The organism is Vibrio rumoiensis, from assembly GCF_002218045.2.
Lineage (GTDB): Bacteria > Pseudomonadota > Gammaproteobacteria > Enterobacterales > Vibrionaceae > Vibrio > Vibrio rumoiensis.
The window spans coordinates 1,642,118-1,658,467 of sequence record NZ_AP018685.1; the positions used below are offsets into that span (position 1 = coordinate 1,642,118).

Below are 16,350 nucleotides of genomic sequence, written 5' to 3' on the forward strand. Positions count from 1 at the left end.
ATTAGATTTTTAGTGATTATGCAGTCAATAAATCTTGTTAATTTTAATTTAACAAACTGATTCACTAGCTATTTAATTAGGCTTTTATTCAAAGGCTTTTAAACTTGTCGAATAACGGTATGTTCTCGCTTATGAGCTTGCTATCATTACCCCATCATTTGTGAATAGGTAAATACCGTGACGTTAGATGAACTACTGAGCCAACCTGAGCTTGAAAACAAATTATTAAATGCAGCACAAACACAAGGCTTTATCACGGCCATGGCGGCTGCGCCACATTTGCTTGATCCTTCTGAATGGCTCCCGTTCTTGTGGGGTGGTGAAGAAACGGCTCCTTTTGAGACAGCCGAACAGTTTGAGCAATATGCTGAACTTGTTATCGCGGAATGGAACCGTATTCACCCTGCTTTGCTTGAAGGCACCTGGAGCTGGCCGGAAGGTTACACGCTTGATGAAGAAGAAGTGGTGACTGAATCTGTGCGCGATTTTGCGGAAGGTTTATTACAAGGCTGGCAGCTTAGCCGTGATGATTGGGAAACCTTAATGCCTGAAGACAGTGAAGATAACGCGTTACTGGGTGGTGTATTGCTGTCTGTGAGTATGCTTTATGATCCTGAAACGGCAATTATGACGTTGTCTGATCAAGGCTTAACGGGTTTAGATGAGTTTGAAGAAATCTACAACGCGATGCCGGTTATGTTGTGTGGTTTAACTCAACGTGGTAATCAGTTGGCGCAAGATACGAATCATTAAACGATTCTCGTTTTTGGGGCGCTTCGCTTCTCGTGGCTCGAATAGAAGAAGATTGTAGCGAGAGCCGAGAACGCTTCGCTGCGGGTTACGTGTTAGATCAAACCATGAAGAAAGGCCGATATATTGGATTATATCGGCCTTTTAGAAGATGTTACGAGTAGCGAGAGCGCTTCGCTACGAGTTACGAGTAAAAGCGAAGAGCGCCACTTTTCGGCTCTCGAGCGCAGCGTCCCCGCTCCTCGGCTCTATTTCAAGCCACGAGAAGCAACGCGACCGAGCAACGAATTATAGTAACTTTGCCCGAAACAACACCTCTTTCCGGCTCTCGAGCGTAGCGTCCCCGCCCCTAGGCTCCGCTTTAATCTTTTCGAGCCACGAGAAGCAACGCGACCGAGCAACGAATTACTGTAACGTTACCCGAAACAACACCTCTTTCCAGCTCTCGAGCGCAGCGTCCTCGCCTCTCGACTCATGCTTTAATCTTTTCCGGGTCACGAGAAGCAACGCGCCCGAACAACGAATTACCGTAATGTTACCCGGAACAACACCTCTTTTCGGCTCTCGAGCGTAGCGTCCCCGCCCCTCGGCTCCGCTTTAATCTTTTCCGAGCAACGAGCTTCGGCTCTACTTACGCATTCCCTTTCACTTGTAGATTCAACGACTCAGCAAAATCGAGCATGCGGTTTAGTGGGATGAGTGATTTCACGCGAGTTTCTTCATCAACAAAGATTTCGTGCTCTGCCCCTCCTTCTGATAACGCACTTTCAATCGCTTTCAGGCCGTTCATTGCCATCCACGGGCAGTGCGCACAGCTGCGACATGTTGCGCCATTCCCAGCGGTTGGCGCTTCAACTAGCTCTTTTTCTGGCACTAGTTGTTGCATTTTAAAGAAGATGCCTTTATCGGTCGCCACGATCATTTTTTGATGCGGTAACTCTTTAGCTGCTTTAATCAACTGGCTGGTCGAGCCTACAGCGTCAGCTAATTCGACCACACTTGCTGGTGATTCAGGATGAACGAGAACGGCGGCTTCTGGATAAAGCGCTTTCATGTCTTTCAATGCTTTGGCAGAAAATTCATCATGCACAACACACTCACCTTGCCACAGAAGCATCTCTGCGCCGGTTTTCTTCGCGATGTATGAGCCTAGGTGGCGATCTGGCCCCCAGATGATTTTTTTGTCTTCGGAATCTAAATGCTCCACGATTTCCAGAGCGATACTTGACGTCACAACCCAATCAGCGCGCGCTTTAACCGCTGCTGAAGTGTTGGCATAAACCACGACGGTATGATCGGGGTGCGCATCACAAAACTCGGTGAACTTATCCGCCGGACAACCAAGATCAAGCGAACATTCTGCTTTTAAGGTTGGCATTAAGATGCGTTTTTCTGGCGTTAGGATTTTGGCTGACTCACCCATGAAACGCACACCTGCAATAATCAAGGTTGACGCTGGATGACGATTACCGAACTTGGCCATTTCCAATGAATCGCCCACAAAGCCGCCCGTTTCTTCCGCTAAAGCTTGAATTTCTGGGTCGGTATAATAGTGCGCGATCAACACAGCATCTTTTTCGACAAGCAATGCTTTGATCTTTTGAATGTAATCCGTACTTTGCTCTGCCGTCAGTGGTACAGGCTTAGGAGGGAAAGGATAAACGGTCTCGATTGTATCGTTGATATGCGCCATTGCTCTTACTCTACGCAGTTCTAATAATCCGAATATTGTACACCTATTAAAGGAAATTCTAAAACCGGACTTTTTGGCGTGTCAATTTTTTCGGATTCAGTAAAAACGAATGTCTGAAATGAGCTTATGAGAGTAGAAATAATTAAGCCACCGTATGTGGTGGCTCAATATGATTTTAACGCCATGCAATCAAAAATGATTACAAGTTACTTTGCGCTAATTTAGCTGCTGACGAATTTGGGTATTCGCTGATCACCTGTTGGTAATACTTGTTTGCAGCTTTATCATTATTATTACGCTTCGCGATGTCACCGAGCTTCACTAGCGCATCGGCACGTTTCGAAGAATCTTTATAACTCGCGACTGCAGCAAAGCTTTTCGCAGAATCCACATCTTGCTTCTTCGCAAAATACAGTTGCCCTAACCAGTAATGGGCATTGGCTGCATAACCAGAGTTCGGGTACTTAACTTGAAAATCTTTCAGCGCAGTAATCGCACCATCATAATCACGATCTTTTAAGATCAAGTCGACCGCTGCTTGATAGGCGCTTTGTTCATCACCGGATGCTTTAATCACTTCAGACGATGCCGCAACGCTAGCGGTTTCAGCCGCGGTAGACGAGCCAGCTGCAGATACGCCGCTTTTTTTCAGCTCATTCACTTCGGTGCGAAGTTTATCAAGTTCGATAAATAATTGGCGCTGACGCTCAACCATTTGCTTCATATCGTAATTATTACGTTCAATGGTGCCACGTAAATTACTTAAATCCGCTGCTTGGCTATCAACTTGTTGTTGAAGGCGTGCTTGCACTCGGTTGCTGTTATCCAACAAGCGCTGCAAACGTTGAGATGTGGTTTCTGACGAGCCAGAAGATGCAGTGTAAGAGTCATTGAGATCAGATACTGGAGCAGATGCAGCAAGCACGGGGCCTGCTGCACTTACTAGTAACGTAAGCGTAATAACTCGCTTTAAGTTACCAAACATAATTATCGCCTATTAGTAAACGACAACTGCACGACGGTTTTTAGAGTAAGCCGCTTCAGTTTGACCCATTTCTAGAGGCTTCTCTTCACCGTAGCTCACGATAGAGATTTGGCTAGCTTGAACACCTAAAGCTTGTAGGTACTTAGATACCGCTTCAGCACGACGCTCACCTAGTGCGATGTTGTACTCAGGAGTACCACGCTCATCAGCATAACCTTCAATTGTTACGTTAACATCTGGTGTGTTGCTTAAAAATTTAGCGTGAGCGGCTAGGATATCTTCGTATTCAGAAGAGATTTCTGAAGTATCAAACTTGAAGAAAACCGTTGAGTTTTCACGAAGTTGTTGTTCCATTTGCTCTTGCTCAGATAGTGCTGCACTCTCATCCATTGGAGTTGTAACTGCTGTTTCTTGTGCAGTTGTTTGAGAATCAGATGCATTTGCTGCGTCATCGCTAGAGCTACAAGCTGCTACTGTTAGTAGAGGTAGAGCGATCACTAGGCCTTTTAAAATCTTATTCAGTTGCATATTTTTCTTCCTTATATTGTCAGTAACTATCTATTAGTTTAAATACTGCTTTTATTATAAAAATGGTGACCAAGCTGGAGCTTTCACTCGTCCATTGGTTGCCGGTAGTCTAGCTTTAAAACGGCCATCAAGAGAAACCATTGATAGAACATTTTGCCTATTATACATAGAGCTATATATCACCATACTACCATTTGGTGCAATACTTGGAGACTCATCCAGTTGTGTTTTTGTTAACACCTGAACGGCCCCTGTTTCCAAATCTTGTTTTGCAATATTAAATCCACCTTGGCCACGATTCACCATAATTAAGAATCGGCCATCAGGAGTCACTTGCCCACCAAGATTTTGACTGCCTTGCCATGTCAATCGAGTCGTCGATTTGTTTGACAAGTCCACCTTATAGATTTGTGGCAAGCCACCTCTATCCGATGTGAAGATTAATGATTTACCATCTGGCATCCAGAATGGTTCAGTATTGTTTGCACGATCGTTCGTCACTTGAGTTAACTTACGCGTTTCTAAATCTAAGATATACACCTGTAGTGTACCTGTCTTAGAAAGCACCAGAGCTAACTTCTTACCATCTGGCGAGAACTCTGGTGCACCATTGTGACGAGGAAACGCCGTCAAGACTTCGGTTTTACCCGTATAAATATCCATCATGTAAAGCTGAGCACGACCCGTTTGGAAACTCACATAAGCTAATTTACGAGCATCTGGTGACCAAGCTGGAGACATTAATGGCTGTTTAGAACGAAGCACTAGGCGTTCGTTATAACCATCATAGTCCGCAATTCTCAATTCGTATGGGTAGTTGCTGCTATTATTCACCACAACATAAGCGATACGTGTTAAAAATGCACCTTTTTCACCGGTCAATTGTTCATAAACCAAATCAGAAATACGGTGTGCATATTCACGTAAACGCTTGGCTGGAACGACGGCACGTTTACTAAATAATAAGTAGTCTTTCGATAATACCAGTTGGCCTTTATCATTTAACGATTTGTTTTGCCCGCTCGTCAATTGACCACGAACGATGTCAGATAATTGGTATTCAATTACATACTGGCCATTTTCCGCCGGAGTAATAGTACCGGTTACTAGCGCATCTACCCCTAATTTATTCCAAGCAGAAAAATTGATGTCAGCATCATTATAAGGGGTTTGTGGCATTTTTGATGTCGCCACCGGATTGAACTTACCACTGCGTTGTAAGTCAGAGGCAATTACAGCTGAAACATCTTGTGGTAACTGGCCTGAACCACCCCACTTAAACGGAACCACACCAATAGGACGTGCAGAGTTAGTCCCTTCGGTAATGACAAGCTCCAATGCCGCATTCGCCGTTTGGCTTACCGCCATGGTGATACAAAATAATCCTAATAAAAAACGTTTAATCACTGAATATTCCTTATTGGTGCATTACAGATCAACAACTAAGTTGATATTCTTTAATTGGTCTGCGACGTCTTGTTCTTTTGGCATAGGGAAGTTACCTACTTGTGCTATCGCGCGTTTTGCCGCGGAACATACTGCGGACTCGCCATCAATCGCCGTCACTTTACTGACAATAGCATCACTGCCCGTTTGTACTAAACGTATGTTAATTTTACATGACTTGCCTCTAAATGAGTCTTCCGTCAGTAATTTCTCTTGAATCATTTGTTTATAAATAGCGCCATAACGATCCAATTCAGATGCAATGTACTTTTGTCGAGCCGAAGATATCTGCACACTTTCCGCTTCTAAGCCAGAGAAAATATCATTCAACGCTGCTTCTTGGGCTTCTTTTTCACGGGCTAATCGTGCTTTTTCAGCCGCTTGTTGTTGAGCTTTTTCTTTCGCGCGTTTTTCAGCTTCCGCTTTCGCTTTTGCATCGGCTTTTGCCTTAGCTTCTGCTGCGGCTTTCGCTTCAGCTGCCGCCTTAGCTTGTTCAGCAGCTTTTTTCTCTGCAGCCGCTTTAGCTTCCGCAGCTTGTTTTGCTTTGCGCTCTGCTTCGGCTTTCGCAGCACGTTCTTTTTCTATGCGAGCCTTTTCTTGTGCTTCTCTTTGTTTCTTCTCTGCAAGTTGCTTTTGTTTTTCAGCTTCTCTTGCTTGCTTCTCTTGCAAAACTTTTTGCTCTTGAAGCTTACGCTGTTTCTCTTCTTCTTTTTTACGATTCTTTTCTTGTCGCTCAGCCTGTTCACGAAGTTTTTCAACTCGTTGTTGTTCTGCTTTTTTGGCAGCATCACGCTGATCACGAATCGTTTTTGCTTGCTTCTCTATCGCTTTAGGATCAATCACAACCGCCTCAACCATTTGATGTTTCGGCTTTTTGTCATTATCAGAAAACCATGATCCGCCTAAAAGTAGTACAAACAAAATAATATGCAGTACAACCGAGATCAATATAGCTGATTTGTATTCTTTATTAAGCATTAACAAATTAGCCATTCTCTTTAATATCGGTGAGTAAACCTACTTTTTCGATACCCGCTTTATTTAACTGATCCAATACTAATACCACATCAGAATAAGGCGTTTGCTGATCTCCCCCAACCGCAACAGGAGATTTAGGCGAAAGTGAACGTTCCGCTTTCACTCGAGTAATCACTTCATCCATCGATAAACCACGTTCCATATCTTCATCATTAACACTAATGCCCAAGTTTCCTTGCTTATCAATCTCAACAATAATGAAACTTGCATCGGAATCCCCGGCAATTTCAGAGGCTGGTTGCGCTGTTTCTGTCTTAGGTAATTCCACTTCTACCCCTTGGGTAACAAAAGGAGAAGTCACCATGAAGATGATCAGCAAAACCAACATCACATCGATATAAGGAACAACGTTGATTTCAGCTTTCAGTTGGCGTTTTTTACGAACATAACCCGCCATAACTTAATCCTTATGCTCTGCCATCACTTGGCGATGCAAAATGCTGTGAAATTCTTCGGCAAACGTTGCATAGTTGTGTTCTAACTTAGACACCTGATTACTCAGACGGTTATAAGCCATAACTGCTGGAATCGCAGCAAATAGACCCATCGCAGTCGCAACAAGCGCTTCGGCAATACCTGGCGCAACCATCGCTAATGTTGCTTGCTTCACTTCACCAAGCGCGATGAATGCCGTCATAATGCCCCATACGGTACCGAATAAACCAATGTATGGACTAATAGAACCTACCGTCGCTAAAAATGGTAATTGGTTTTCAAGCTCATCCATTTCTTTAGAAAGTGTGACACGCATTGAACGACCCGCCCCTTCCATAATGTAGTCGGCAGACGCGCCATGAGTACGACGTAAGCGGGCAAACTCAGTAAAACCAGCATAAAAAATTTGCTCGGAACCTAATAAGCTATTTTTGCGAGCTTTTACTTCATGGTATAGCTGCGATAAATCCACACCTGACCAAAACTTTTCTTCAAACGACGCTGCATTTTTAGCGGCTTTGTTGAGAATTTTACTTCTTTTTAGAATGACAGCCCAAGAAAGCACAGACATGCCAAGTAGAATTAACATGACAGCCTTAACGAGAAGACTGGCTTGTAAAAAAAGGTCAAAAATTGAAATTTCAGCTGACACTGGCGAACTCCGACATAATAGTGCTTGGGATGGCTTGAGGTTTCATCTGTTTAATGTTGACACAGGCTACCTTAACCGTTGCTTTACACAAGATTCTGCCTTCAAGATTGACTAACTCCTGACAGAATGAGATGGAAGCTTTTTTTAAATTGACAATGGATGTTAACACTTCGAGATGCTCGTCAAGCTTTGCACCTTGGATGTAATCAATGTCCATATGGCGCACAACAAACCCTATTTCTTGTTCAAGGAGCGTATGTTGTGAGATGCCTTGAGCACGTAGCAATTCAGTACGAGCACGTTCGAAAAATTTCAAATAATTAGAGTGGTATACCACACCACCCGCATCGGTATCTTCATAGTAAATGGTGATAGGCCATTTGAATGTCATTTTTGTTTGCTCTGTCACGTTAGCTACCTATCGCTTGTTTTAATCAAGTCAGTTGTTTACTTACTAAATCACTATACAGCAACTTACTGCGCTGAATAATATCATAAGCCATTTTTTTATTTAAATATCTATAAATTATTTACTTAACCATTCTTGGTTATTTTTTATATGGCGGCTTTTTTGCTCATAAAAAAGCCACCATGGTCGGCAAGACGCATGATGGCTTTAAATAAACAATAAGGTCTTTCGTTATTTAAGACATTATTTTTTACAAAGTTTAATTATGTAAAAAATAAAGTGCTGTGAAGTAACCTAAAATCGGCCCTGAAAAATAAGGACTAAATAATAATTGCCACACCCACAGGATAGGTTTGAAACCCACACTATAAATAAGCGAACTACATAAAGACCAAATAAACAGCACCGTTAACACTAAGTGAAAACCGCCGACCTGGTCGGCATAAGATCTCGGTTCCCACATAAACATACTGATATGAAACACGGTCACGATAAAAAACAGGGCTCTTAAAAGAGCCCTATCCATTGGTGAGTGTATATCAGTCATTTTTTGACTAATATTATTCACGATCCTCATCCATCATTTCTGAATGCTCTAACCAAAGAGCATTGATAATACCGAATGCACAGGCAAGTAATACGCCTAGAATCCAAGCAAAATACCACATAATGATTGCTCCTTAGTAAAGTGAGTTTTTGTTATCTTCGATGTACTTGTCATCAAGACGACCGAACATCTTGTAGTAAGTCCATGCTGTGTAACCAAGAATCACAGGAACCATAACAAAAGCAACGCCTGTCATGATTTCTAGAGTCAACAAGCTCGATGTTGAATCCCATAATGTGAAACTTACGTTTGGATCTAAGCTAGATGGCATAACGAATGGGAACATTGCAAAACCCGAAGTTAAGATCACACCTGCACAAGTCAAACTTGAAGCAAGGAAAGCTAACGCGCCCTTCTGTGCTTTGGTTGCCACGACAGCAAGCAATGCCATTACAACACCTAGCGCTGGAGCAATCCATAGTAATGGATATGTCGCGAAGTTATTCATCCAAGCACCTGGTTCACGCGCGACTTCTTTCAGTAACGGGTTTGAAGGACCATTGGTATCAATAACGCTTTTCACTACGTAACCATCGATATTTTGAACCCAGAAGCCAGCCGCAACAAATAGTACTGCCACTAACAGACCTGTAATGGTTGAAACTGTGCGTGCACGGTTATACACATCACCAGTGGTTTTCATTTGTAACCATGTTGAACCTTGCAGAACGAACATAGATACGCTCACTAGACCACATAAAAGCGCAAATGGGTTGAGTAGGCCGAAGAAGTTACCGTGGTATTGAGACATCATGAACTCATTCAGTTCAAATGGCACACCTTGCAGTAAGTTACCAAATGCCACACCAAAGATAAGCGGTGGTACGAAACCACTGATTGAGATACAGATATCCCAGTTATTACGCCACTTTGTTGTTTCAATTTTTGAACGGTAATCAAGTGCAACTGGACGCAACCAAAGTGCCGCTAGCGTCACGATCATTGCCAAGTAAAAACCTGAGAATGATGTCGCGTAAACCATTGGCCATGCAGCGAATAACGCGCCGCCAGCAGTAATTAACCAAACTTGGTTACCATCCCAGTGAGGTGCGATTGAGTTAATCATCACACGACGCTGAGTGTCAGTTTTGCCGATGATAGGCACTAATGCGCCTACACCCATATCAAAACCATCGGCGATAGCGAAACCGACGAATAATACGCCGATCAGTACCCACCAAATAAATCGTAATGCTTCGTAATCAAACATGAATTATCCCCTGCTTATGCTTCAACTTCACGAGAAACTTTACCTTCTAAAGAGGTATCGTTTTGCTCGAAGTGATAACGTCCAGTTTTTAAGCTACTAGGACCTTTACGTGCAAATTTAACCATCAAGTATACTTCTGCGATTAACAGACAAGTATAGAATGCAACAATTGCAAAAATTGAGGTTAAGATTTCGCCGCGCGATAATGCAGATGCTGCCACGTTAGTTGGAAGAATCTCACCAACCGCCCATGGCTGACGACCATATTCTGCGACAAACCAACCTGCTTCAATCGCAATCCAAGGTAGTGGAATACTAAATAGCGCAGCTTTTAATAGTAGTGGGTGCTTTTCAATACGTTGACGACACGTTTGAATAAAGGCAAATGCAAAGACGGCTAGCATAATCACGCCAGCGGCAACCATGATACGGAATGACCAGAACAACGGCCAAACTTGAGGGATCGAGTCTTTCACTGCTTTTTGAATTTGCTCTTCTGATGCTTGAGCAATATCATCCGTATAACGTTTAAGCAATAGACCGTAACCTAAGTCTTTTTTCACATCATCAAAAGCGGCAACGTTCGCATCGGTTCTTTCACCAGAGCGCAGTTTTTCAAGCAAACCATAAGCAATCATACCGTTACGGATACGCACTTCGTGTTCGATTTCTAGATCAGAAATACCTTTCACTTGCTTATCTAAAGAGCGAGTAGCAATGATGCCTAGCGCATAAGGAATTTGAATCGAGTAATTATTCTTCATTTCCTCTTGGCTTGGGAAAGCAAAAGCGGTAAATGCAGCTGGTGCTGGCTCAGTGTGCCATTCAGCTTCAATTGCTGCGAGTTTTGCTTGTTGTACGTCACCAAGCTCATAACCTGAGTCATCACCTAGTACTAGCGTTGATAGAATCGCGGCCATACCGAAAGACGCTGCAATAGCAAATGAACGACGTGCAAAAGGAATATCACGGCCTTTAAGCAAGTAGTAAGAACTAATACCTAAAATGAACATTGCGCCACAAGTGTAGCCAGATGAAACCGTGTGAACGAATTTAACTTGAGCGACTGGGTTAAAGAGAACTTCAGAGAAGCTCACCATTTCCATACGCATCGTTTCGTAGTTAAATTCCGCCCCTACTGGGTTTTGCATCCAACCGTTGGCAATCAAAATCCAAAGCGCAGAGAAGTTCGAACCAATAGCCACTAGCCAAGTTACCGCTAAGTGCTGGCGTTTTGACAAACGATCCCAACCAAAGAAGAACAAGCCAACCATCGTTGATTCTAAGAAGAATGCGATCAGTGCCTCAATAGCTAAAGGCGCACCAAAAATATCACCTACATAATGTGAATAGTATGACCAGTTGGTACCAAACTGAAACTCCATGGTTAAGCCTGTCGCAACACCTAGAGCAAAGTTAATACCGAAAAGCTTACCCCAGAACTTCGTCATGTCCTTGTAGATTTGCTTTCCTGTCATTACATAAACTGATTCCATGATGGCAAGTAAAAATGCCATACCAAGAGTCAAAGGAACAAATAGGAAGTGATACATCGCAGTCATTGCAAATTGCAGCCGCGATAGATCAACAACATCAATCATGGTAACTCCTTTTTATGTCGCTATCCGAGTCTGAAAACAGACGTCATACAACGATTAGGATGGTTAAAGTAAACACACTCAACAAAACAACGCTGATTTGTTACAAAAATGTGCCTAAATGGTTATTATTTTGTTAAGCACTATCTAATATAGTTAGTGCTAATATTACGCATTAAGCTCTGATGTGTCAAAAGTTTTCTAAACTATTTTTGAATGAAGCAACAAATCTGACAAACCAACCTAAACAGTTTAGTCTGCCTTCCTATATATGTGAGTGAAATCAAAAAATTTTAAGCCTTGCTATTAGTCTTATAACTTTTTATGTAGGCAATCTTGTGACACGTTATTAACGTGGATTCTAGAGTAGTAAGGTTGGCATGCAAGCATTAAAAAAGGGTAACAAACACCTCGTTACCCTTTTGTATTTAATTTAACCAGAATTGACGTTATCTATCTGGTTTGTCTAGGCCAAAATGTAAGTATGCTCTATCACTAGCAATTCGCCCTCTTGGGGTTCTTTGCAAATAACCTTGTTGAATAAGATAAGGCTCAATCACATCTTCAATGGTATCTTTCTCTTCGCCAATTGCAGCCGCTAAGTTATCAAGCCCAACAGGTCCACCAGAGAATTTTTCCATGATCGCCAGTAATAGCTTTCTATCCATATAGTCAAAGCCTTGGCTGTCTACATCAAGCATATTCAGCGCTTTATCTGCTGTATCTGGACAAATATGGCCATTACCTTTTACTTCGGCATAATCACGCACTCGACGAAGCAATCGGTTGGCGATACGAGGCGTACCGCGTGAACGTCGAGCCACTTCTAGTGCACCCTCTTCTTCCATCGATAAACCCAAGCAATCTGCACTGCGTTTTACGATGTGTTGAAGGTCTTTCACTTTGTAATATTCTAAACGCTGCACAATACCAAAACGGTCACGCAGTGGTGATGTCAAAGAACCGGCACGCGTTGTGGCACCAATTAAAGTAAAAGGCGGGAGATCGATTTTGATTGAGCGAGCCGCTGGACCTTCACCAATCATAATGTCCAGCTGATAATCTTCCATCGCAGGGTATAAGATTTCTTCAACTACTGGGCTTAAACGGTGGATTTCATCAATAAATAAAATGTCATTTTCTTCTAAGTTAGTCAGCAGTGCTGCGAGATCGCCGGCTTTTTCGAGTACCGGCCCAGAAGTCGTACGAATGTTCACTTCCATTTCATTGGCGACAATATTGGCTAACGTCGTTTTACCTAAACCTGGAGGACCAAAAACCAGCAAATGGTCAAGGGGCTCATGGCGTAACTGAGCCGCTTTGATAAAAATTTCCATTTGATTGCGGACATGATCTTGCCCTTGATAATCTTCTAAGCGCTTTGGTCTAATCGCTCGGTCGATAATATCTTCATCTTTAAACACCGGGCTATCGGCAGCAATTAAGCGATCCGCTTCTATCATTAAATTAACCTCAAGCTAGAGCTATACCATGGATTTTAGCGCTTCACGAATGATCATTTCGCTTGTCATATCCGCACCCGCTACTTGAGAAACCACTTTTGAAGCCATTGGTGGTTTATAGCCAAGTGAAATCAATGCGCTAACAGCTTCATCTTGTGCATTGTGAGTGGTGCGAGAATCTGAGATTACATCCACAGGAGCCGCATCGGTGGCTGGAGTAAATAGATCGTGCGTCACCCACCCTTTCAAGCGGTCTTTCATTTCGACCACTAAACGTTCAGCGGTTTTTTTACCCACACCTGGTAACTTCACCAAAGTGCTCACATCTTCATGTTCAACACAAGTGACGAACTGTGAAGCCGTCATACCAGATAAAATAGCCAAACCCAATTTAGGCCCAACACCATTGGCTTTGATCACTTCCCGGAATAACGCACGTTCTTTTACTGTATTAAATCCATAGAGCAGTTGCGCATCTTCTCGAACGACAAAATGAGTATAGATAATCGCTTCTTCGTTTACATTCGGCAATTCATAAAAACAACTCATTGGCATTTGTACTTCATAGCCGACCCCAGAGACTTCAATTAAAACTTCTGGTGGTTGTTTTTCAATTAGTATTCCACGTAAGCGACCTATCACTCTATGTTCCTCGTCTTCAATATGGCTCAGCTAAAATAAAGCAAAGCTTAGTATTCATTTTATCTTGTGCCGATATAATAATGATTAACTGGATAAACATCCAGTACATTATACAGTTAAAAAGTTCGACTTTAACGATAACGACCGCGCCTTGCCCCACTGGCTTTACCTGCCAGTGCAATCAGCGTTTTATTGGTATTGGCATGACAGATCGCTACTCCTAATGCATCGGCAGCATCGGCTTGCGGCTTTGCAGGTAGCTTTAACATGCTTTTCACCATGTGTTGAACTTGAGCTTTATCTGCGCCGCCCGTTCCTGTCACTGCTTGTTTAATCAACCTTGCCGCATATTCGTAAACCGGTAAATCGGCATTTACAGCGGCCACAATTGCGCTACCGCGAGCTTGACCTAACTTTAATGCAGAGTCGGCATTCTTTGCCATGAAGACTTGCTCAATGGCAAACACATCGGGTTGAAATTGAGTGATAATCTCTGAAACACCGGCATAAATTTGTTTTAAGCGCCCAGGTAAAGCCTCTTCTGACATTCGAATACAACCGCTGCCTAAGTAGTGTAAATGCCGCCCTTCTTGACGAATTACGCCATAACCTGTGATGCGTGAGCCGGGATCAATTCCAAGTATGATGGACATACTGTCTCTTTATTTATGTTCGTAAGTATTAAAAGTATAACCAGCGTTAAAAACAAAAACACCCACATGATCAAATGTGGGTGTTTTAGTTAAGCTATTTATGACTCAACGGCTTAATTATGCTTTTTCTTTTGCTGCGGTGACCGCAATCGCTAATTCTTCTAACGCGGCAGGGTTTGCTAGGCTTGGCGCATTGGTTAATGGACAGGCTGCTGCCGTTGTTTTCGGGAATGCAATCACATCACGGATGTTATCTGTTCCACACAGCAGCATCACCAAACGGTCAAGGCCGAATGCTAAACCAGCGTGAGGTGGCGTACCGTATTTTAGTGCATCAAGTAAGAAACCAAACTTCAAGCGTTGCTCTGTTTCATCAATACCTAAGATATCAAATACGGTTGATTGCATTTCTGTATTGTGAATACGAACAGAACCACCGCCCACTTCATAACCATTTAATACCATGTCGTAAGCATTTGAGTTAGCTACCGCAGGGTTCGCTTTTAACTCTTCCGCTGTTACACCTAATGGAGATGTGAATGGGTGGTGCATGGCATGCAGGTTCCCTTCCTCGTCTTGCTCAAACATTGGGAAATCAACCACCCAAAGTGGCTTCCATGCTTGCAGATCAGTGAGTTCAAGATCGAGGCCAAGCTTGATACGTAGAGCGCCCATTGCTTCAGATACAATGTTTGCTTTATCTGCGCCGAATAAAATGATGTCACCCGTTTGAGCACCAGTACGCTCAAGAATGCCATTGATTACGTCTTCATTTAAGAACTTAGCCACTGGAGATTGAATACCTTCAACACCCGCAGCCAAATCGTTCACTTTCATCCAAGCAAGACCTTTCGCGCCATAAATGCCAACGAAGCTACCGTATTCATCAATTTGCTTACGTGATAATGATGCGCCACCCGGTACACGGATCACTGCGACACGACCTTTTTCATCGTTTGCAGGGCCCGAGAATACTTTAAACTCAACATCTTTTACTAAATCGGCCACATCAACCAATTCAAGCGGGTTACGTAGATCTGGTTTATCAGAACCAAAACGACGAATGGCTTCAGAAAATGGCATGACTGGGAAATCACCCAGATCAACGTTCAGTAGCTCTTGCCACATTTCACGAACCATTTTTTCGGTAATACCACGTACTTCATCAGAAGTCATGAATGAGGTTTCGATATCGATTTGAGTAAATTCAGGCTGACGGTCAGCACGTAAATCTTCGTCGCGGAAACATTTTACGATTTGGTAGTAACGATCAAAACCAGACATCATCAACAATTGTTTAAACAACTGAGGCGATTGTGGAAGTGCGTAGAAGCTGCCTTTATGGACACGGCTTGGTACCAAGTAATCACGAGCACCTTCAGGTGTCGCTTTCGTTAACACTGGCGTTTCGATATCTAGGAAGCCGTTGTCATCCAGGAAACGACGTACAAAGCTTGATGCTTTAGCGCGTAACTTAATGCGGTCACTCATCTCAGGGCGACGTAAGTCAATGTAACGGTATTTTAGACGCTGTTCTTCAGAGTTAGTTTGGTTGAAATCTAATGGCAACGCTTCAGAACGGTTGATGATTTGAAGGCCTGTTGCATACACTTCAACTTCACCGGTTGTCATATCTTTATTAATTTGGCTGTCTGGACGCGCACGCACTTCACCGGTTAATTTGATACAAAATTCATTACGCAGCTGGTTAGCTTCTGCAAAAATCTCGGTCATATCTGGATCGATAACCACTTGAACAATCCCTTCACGATCACGCATATCAATGAAGATAAGACCGCCTAGATCACGGCGGCGATTAACCCATCCGCAAAGTTCTACAGTTTGTCCTGCTAGGGACTTGTTCAGGTGACCACAATACTGGGTGCGCATAATGAATTTCCCAATCTCTTATTTAAATAATGAATAATTTTCGGTGGAGCAGACCGCTCAAAAACACCGTATAAAAAACTTTTCCTATTTATACTTGGAAAACAGATAAAAATCGACCATGTAAAGAAGAATTTCTTAGCTTTTCTATATTAATGGCCGGAATTAAACATTAACCGCTCATAAGTTATCCAGTTCAAATAAAGTCGAGGTATTACCCCGATTTATATCCCAACAAGACCAAGCCCTCCATCTGAACAAATAAAACACCAAATCCGTTCAAAACAACACCACTTGCGTCAGCTTACGGAAATAAAATCAAATAAGCCCTAAACATAATAGCGATATAAGTGA

17 protein-coding genes are annotated in these 16,350 nt (G+C 42.8%); 1 reads left to right on the forward strand and 16 read right to left on the reverse strand.

Annotation, left to right across the window (positions count from 1 at the left end):
• Positions 1 to 177: 177 nt before the first annotated feature.
• Positions 178 to 753, forward strand: a complete 576-nt coding sequence (locus VRUMOI_RS07570; protein ID WP_089139741.1) for a UPF0149 family protein — start codon at positions 178 to 180, stop codon at positions 751 to 753.
• Between the two features lie 628 nt (positions 754 to 1,381).
• Here the strand turns inward: VRUMOI_RS07570 and nadA are convergent.
• The 16 genes from nadA to aspS form a co-directional block, all read right to left on the reverse strand.
• Complete coding sequence (nadA, locus tag VRUMOI_RS07575) at positions 1,382 to 2,443, reverse strand: quinolinate synthase NadA (RefSeq protein ID WP_089139740.1); 1,062 nt, start codon at positions 2,441 to 2,443, stop codon at positions 1,382 to 1,384.
• A gap of 199 nt (positions 2,444 to 2,642) precedes the next feature.
• Positions 2,643 to 3,428 (reverse strand): tol-pal system protein YbgF, encoded by a 786-nt coding sequence (gene ybgF / locus VRUMOI_RS07580; RefSeq protein ID WP_089139739.1) that lies wholly within the window; start codon positions 3,426 to 3,428, stop codon positions 2,643 to 2,645.
• A gap of 12 nt (positions 3,429 to 3,440) precedes the next feature.
• On the reverse strand, positions 3,441 to 3,956 hold the full coding sequence (gene pal / locus VRUMOI_RS07585) for a peptidoglycan-associated lipoprotein Pal (RefSeq protein WP_089139738.1): 516 nt from the start codon (positions 3,954 to 3,956) through the stop codon (positions 3,441 to 3,443).
• Positions 3,957 to 4,010: 54 nt separating this feature from the next.
• Complete coding sequence (gene tolB, locus VRUMOI_RS07590; protein ID WP_231897517.1) at positions 4,011 to 5,324, reverse strand: Tol-Pal system beta propeller repeat protein TolB; 1,314 nt, start codon at positions 5,322 to 5,324, stop codon at positions 4,011 to 4,013.
• 60 nt (positions 5,325 to 5,384) lie between these two features.
• Positions 5,385 to 6,395 (reverse strand): cell envelope integrity protein TolA, encoded by a 1,011-nt coding sequence (tolA, locus tag VRUMOI_RS07595; protein ID WP_231897434.1) that lies wholly within the window; start codon positions 6,393 to 6,395, stop codon positions 5,385 to 5,387.
• Positions 6,388 to 6,837: a protein TolR gene (gene tolR / locus VRUMOI_RS07600; protein ID WP_089139736.1), complete on the reverse strand. Its 450-nt coding sequence runs from the start codon at positions 6,835 to 6,837 to the stop codon at positions 6,388 to 6,390. The genes tolA and tolR overlap by 8 nt, the downstream gene beginning before the upstream one ends.
• A gap of 3 nt (positions 6,838 to 6,840) precedes the next feature.
• Positions 6,841 to 7,527 carry a protein TolQ gene (tolQ, locus tag VRUMOI_RS07605; protein ID WP_089139735.1) on the reverse strand — a complete coding sequence of 229 codons (687 nt, stop codon included), beginning with the start codon at positions 7,525 to 7,527 and terminating at the stop codon, positions 6,841 to 6,843.
• Positions 7,517 to 7,918, reverse strand: coding sequence for a tol-pal system-associated acyl-CoA thioesterase (ybgC, locus tag VRUMOI_RS07610; RefSeq protein WP_089139843.1), 402 nt, complete (start codon positions 7,916 to 7,918; stop codon positions 7,517 to 7,519). Before ybgC ends, tolQ begins: the two co-directional genes overlap by 11 nt.
• Positions 7,919 to 8,195: 277 nt before the next feature.
• Complete coding sequence (locus tag VRUMOI_RS07615) at positions 8,196 to 8,513, reverse strand: cyd operon YbgE family protein (protein ID WP_331813016.1); 318 nt, start codon at positions 8,511 to 8,513, stop codon at positions 8,196 to 8,198.
• A complete protein-coding gene (gene cydX, locus VRUMOI_RS07620) occupies positions 8,497 to 8,604 on the reverse strand; it encodes a cytochrome bd-I oxidase subunit CydX (RefSeq protein ID WP_027697179.1) in 108 nt (35 codons plus the stop codon). The genes VRUMOI_RS07615 and cydX overlap by 17 nt, the downstream gene beginning before the upstream one ends.
• 12 nt (positions 8,605 to 8,616) lie before the next feature.
• The gene (gene cydB, locus VRUMOI_RS07625) at positions 8,617 to 9,753 is read right to left on the reverse strand and encodes a cytochrome d ubiquinol oxidase subunit II (protein WP_089139733.1); all 1,137 of its coding nucleotides are present in this window, start codon (positions 9,751 to 9,753) and stop codon (positions 8,617 to 8,619) included.
• A gap of 14 nt (positions 9,754 to 9,767) precedes the next feature.
• Positions 9,768 to 11,354, reverse strand: a complete 1,587-nt coding sequence (gene cydA, locus VRUMOI_RS07630) for a cytochrome ubiquinol oxidase subunit I (RefSeq protein WP_089139732.1) — start codon at positions 11,352 to 11,354, stop codon at positions 9,768 to 9,770.
• 446 nt (positions 11,355 to 11,800) lie between these two features.
• Positions 11,801 to 12,814, reverse strand: a complete 1,014-nt coding sequence (ruvB, locus tag VRUMOI_RS07635) for a Holliday junction branch migration DNA helicase RuvB (protein WP_089139731.1) — start codon at positions 12,812 to 12,814, stop codon at positions 11,801 to 11,803.
• 21 nt (positions 12,815 to 12,835) lie between these two features.
• Positions 12,836 to 13,456, reverse strand: coding sequence for a Holliday junction branch migration protein RuvA (gene ruvA / locus VRUMOI_RS07640; protein WP_089139730.1), 621 nt, complete (start codon positions 13,454 to 13,456; stop codon positions 12,836 to 12,838).
• A gap of 131 nt (positions 13,457 to 13,587) precedes the next feature.
• On the reverse strand, positions 13,588 to 14,109 hold the full coding sequence (gene ruvC, locus VRUMOI_RS07645; protein ID WP_027697174.1) for a crossover junction endodeoxyribonuclease RuvC: 522 nt from the start codon (positions 14,107 to 14,109) through the stop codon (positions 13,588 to 13,590).
• Between the two features lie 117 nt (positions 14,110 to 14,226).
• The gene (gene aspS / locus VRUMOI_RS07650) at positions 14,227 to 15,999 is read right to left on the reverse strand and encodes an aspartate--tRNA ligase (protein ID WP_089139729.1); all 1,773 of its coding nucleotides are present in this window, start codon (positions 15,997 to 15,999) and stop codon (positions 14,227 to 14,229) included.
• Positions 16,000 to 16,350: the final 351 nt, after the last annotated feature.

What these genes read in the sequence shown, in the direction of transcription:
- nadA (WP_089139740.1), bottom strand. Translation starts at nt 2,443, where the DNA reads ATGGCGCATATCAACGATACAATCGAGACCGTTTATCCTTTCCCTCCT.
- ybgF (WP_089139739.1), bottom strand. Translation starts at nt 3,428, where the DNA reads ATGTTTGGTAACTTAAAGCGAGTTATTACGCTTACGTTACTAGTAAGT.
- pal (WP_089139738.1), bottom strand. Translation starts at nt 3,956, where the DNA reads ATGCAACTGAATAAGATTTTAAAAGGCCTAGTGATCGCTCTACCTCTA.
- tolB (WP_231897517.1), bottom strand. Translation starts at nt 5,324, where the DNA reads ATGGCGGTAAGCCAAACGGCGAATGCGGCATTGGAGCTTGTCATTACC.
- tolA (WP_231897434.1), bottom strand. Translation starts at nt 6,395, where the DNA reads ATGGCTAATTTGTTAATGCTTAATAAAGAATACAAATCAGCTATATTG.
- tolR (WP_089139736.1), bottom strand. Translation starts at nt 6,837, where the DNA reads ATGGCGGGTTATGTTCGTAAAAAACGCCAACTGAAAGCTGAAATCAAC.
- ybgC (WP_089139843.1), bottom strand. Translation starts at nt 7,918, where the DNA reads ATGACATTCAAATGGCCTATCACCATTTACTATGAAGATACCGATGCG.
- VRUMOI_RS07615 (WP_331813016.1), bottom strand. Translation starts at nt 8,513, where the DNA reads ATGAGGATCGTGAATAATATTAGTCAAAAAATGACTGATATACACTCA.
- cydX (WP_027697179.1), bottom strand. Translation starts at nt 8,604, where the DNA reads ATGTGGTATTTTGCTTGGATTCTAGGCGTATTACTTGCCTGTGCATTC.
- cydB (WP_089139733.1), bottom strand. Translation starts at nt 9,753, where the DNA reads ATGTTTGATTACGAAGCATTACGATTTATTTGGTGGGTACTGATCGGC.
- cydA (WP_089139732.1), bottom strand. Translation starts at nt 11,354, where the DNA reads ATGATTGATGTTGTTGATCTATCGCGGCTGCAATTTGCAATGACTGCG.
- ruvB (WP_089139731.1), bottom strand. Translation starts at nt 12,814, where the DNA reads ATGATAGAAGCGGATCGCTTAATTGCTGCCGATAGCCCGGTGTTTAAA.
- ruvC (WP_027697174.1), bottom strand. Translation starts at nt 14,109, where the DNA reads ATGTCCATCATACTTGGAATTGATCCCGGCTCACGCATCACAGGTTAT.
- aspS (WP_089139729.1), bottom strand. Translation starts at nt 15,999, where the DNA reads ATGCGCACCCAGTATTGTGGTCACCTGAACAAGTCCCTAGCAGGACAA.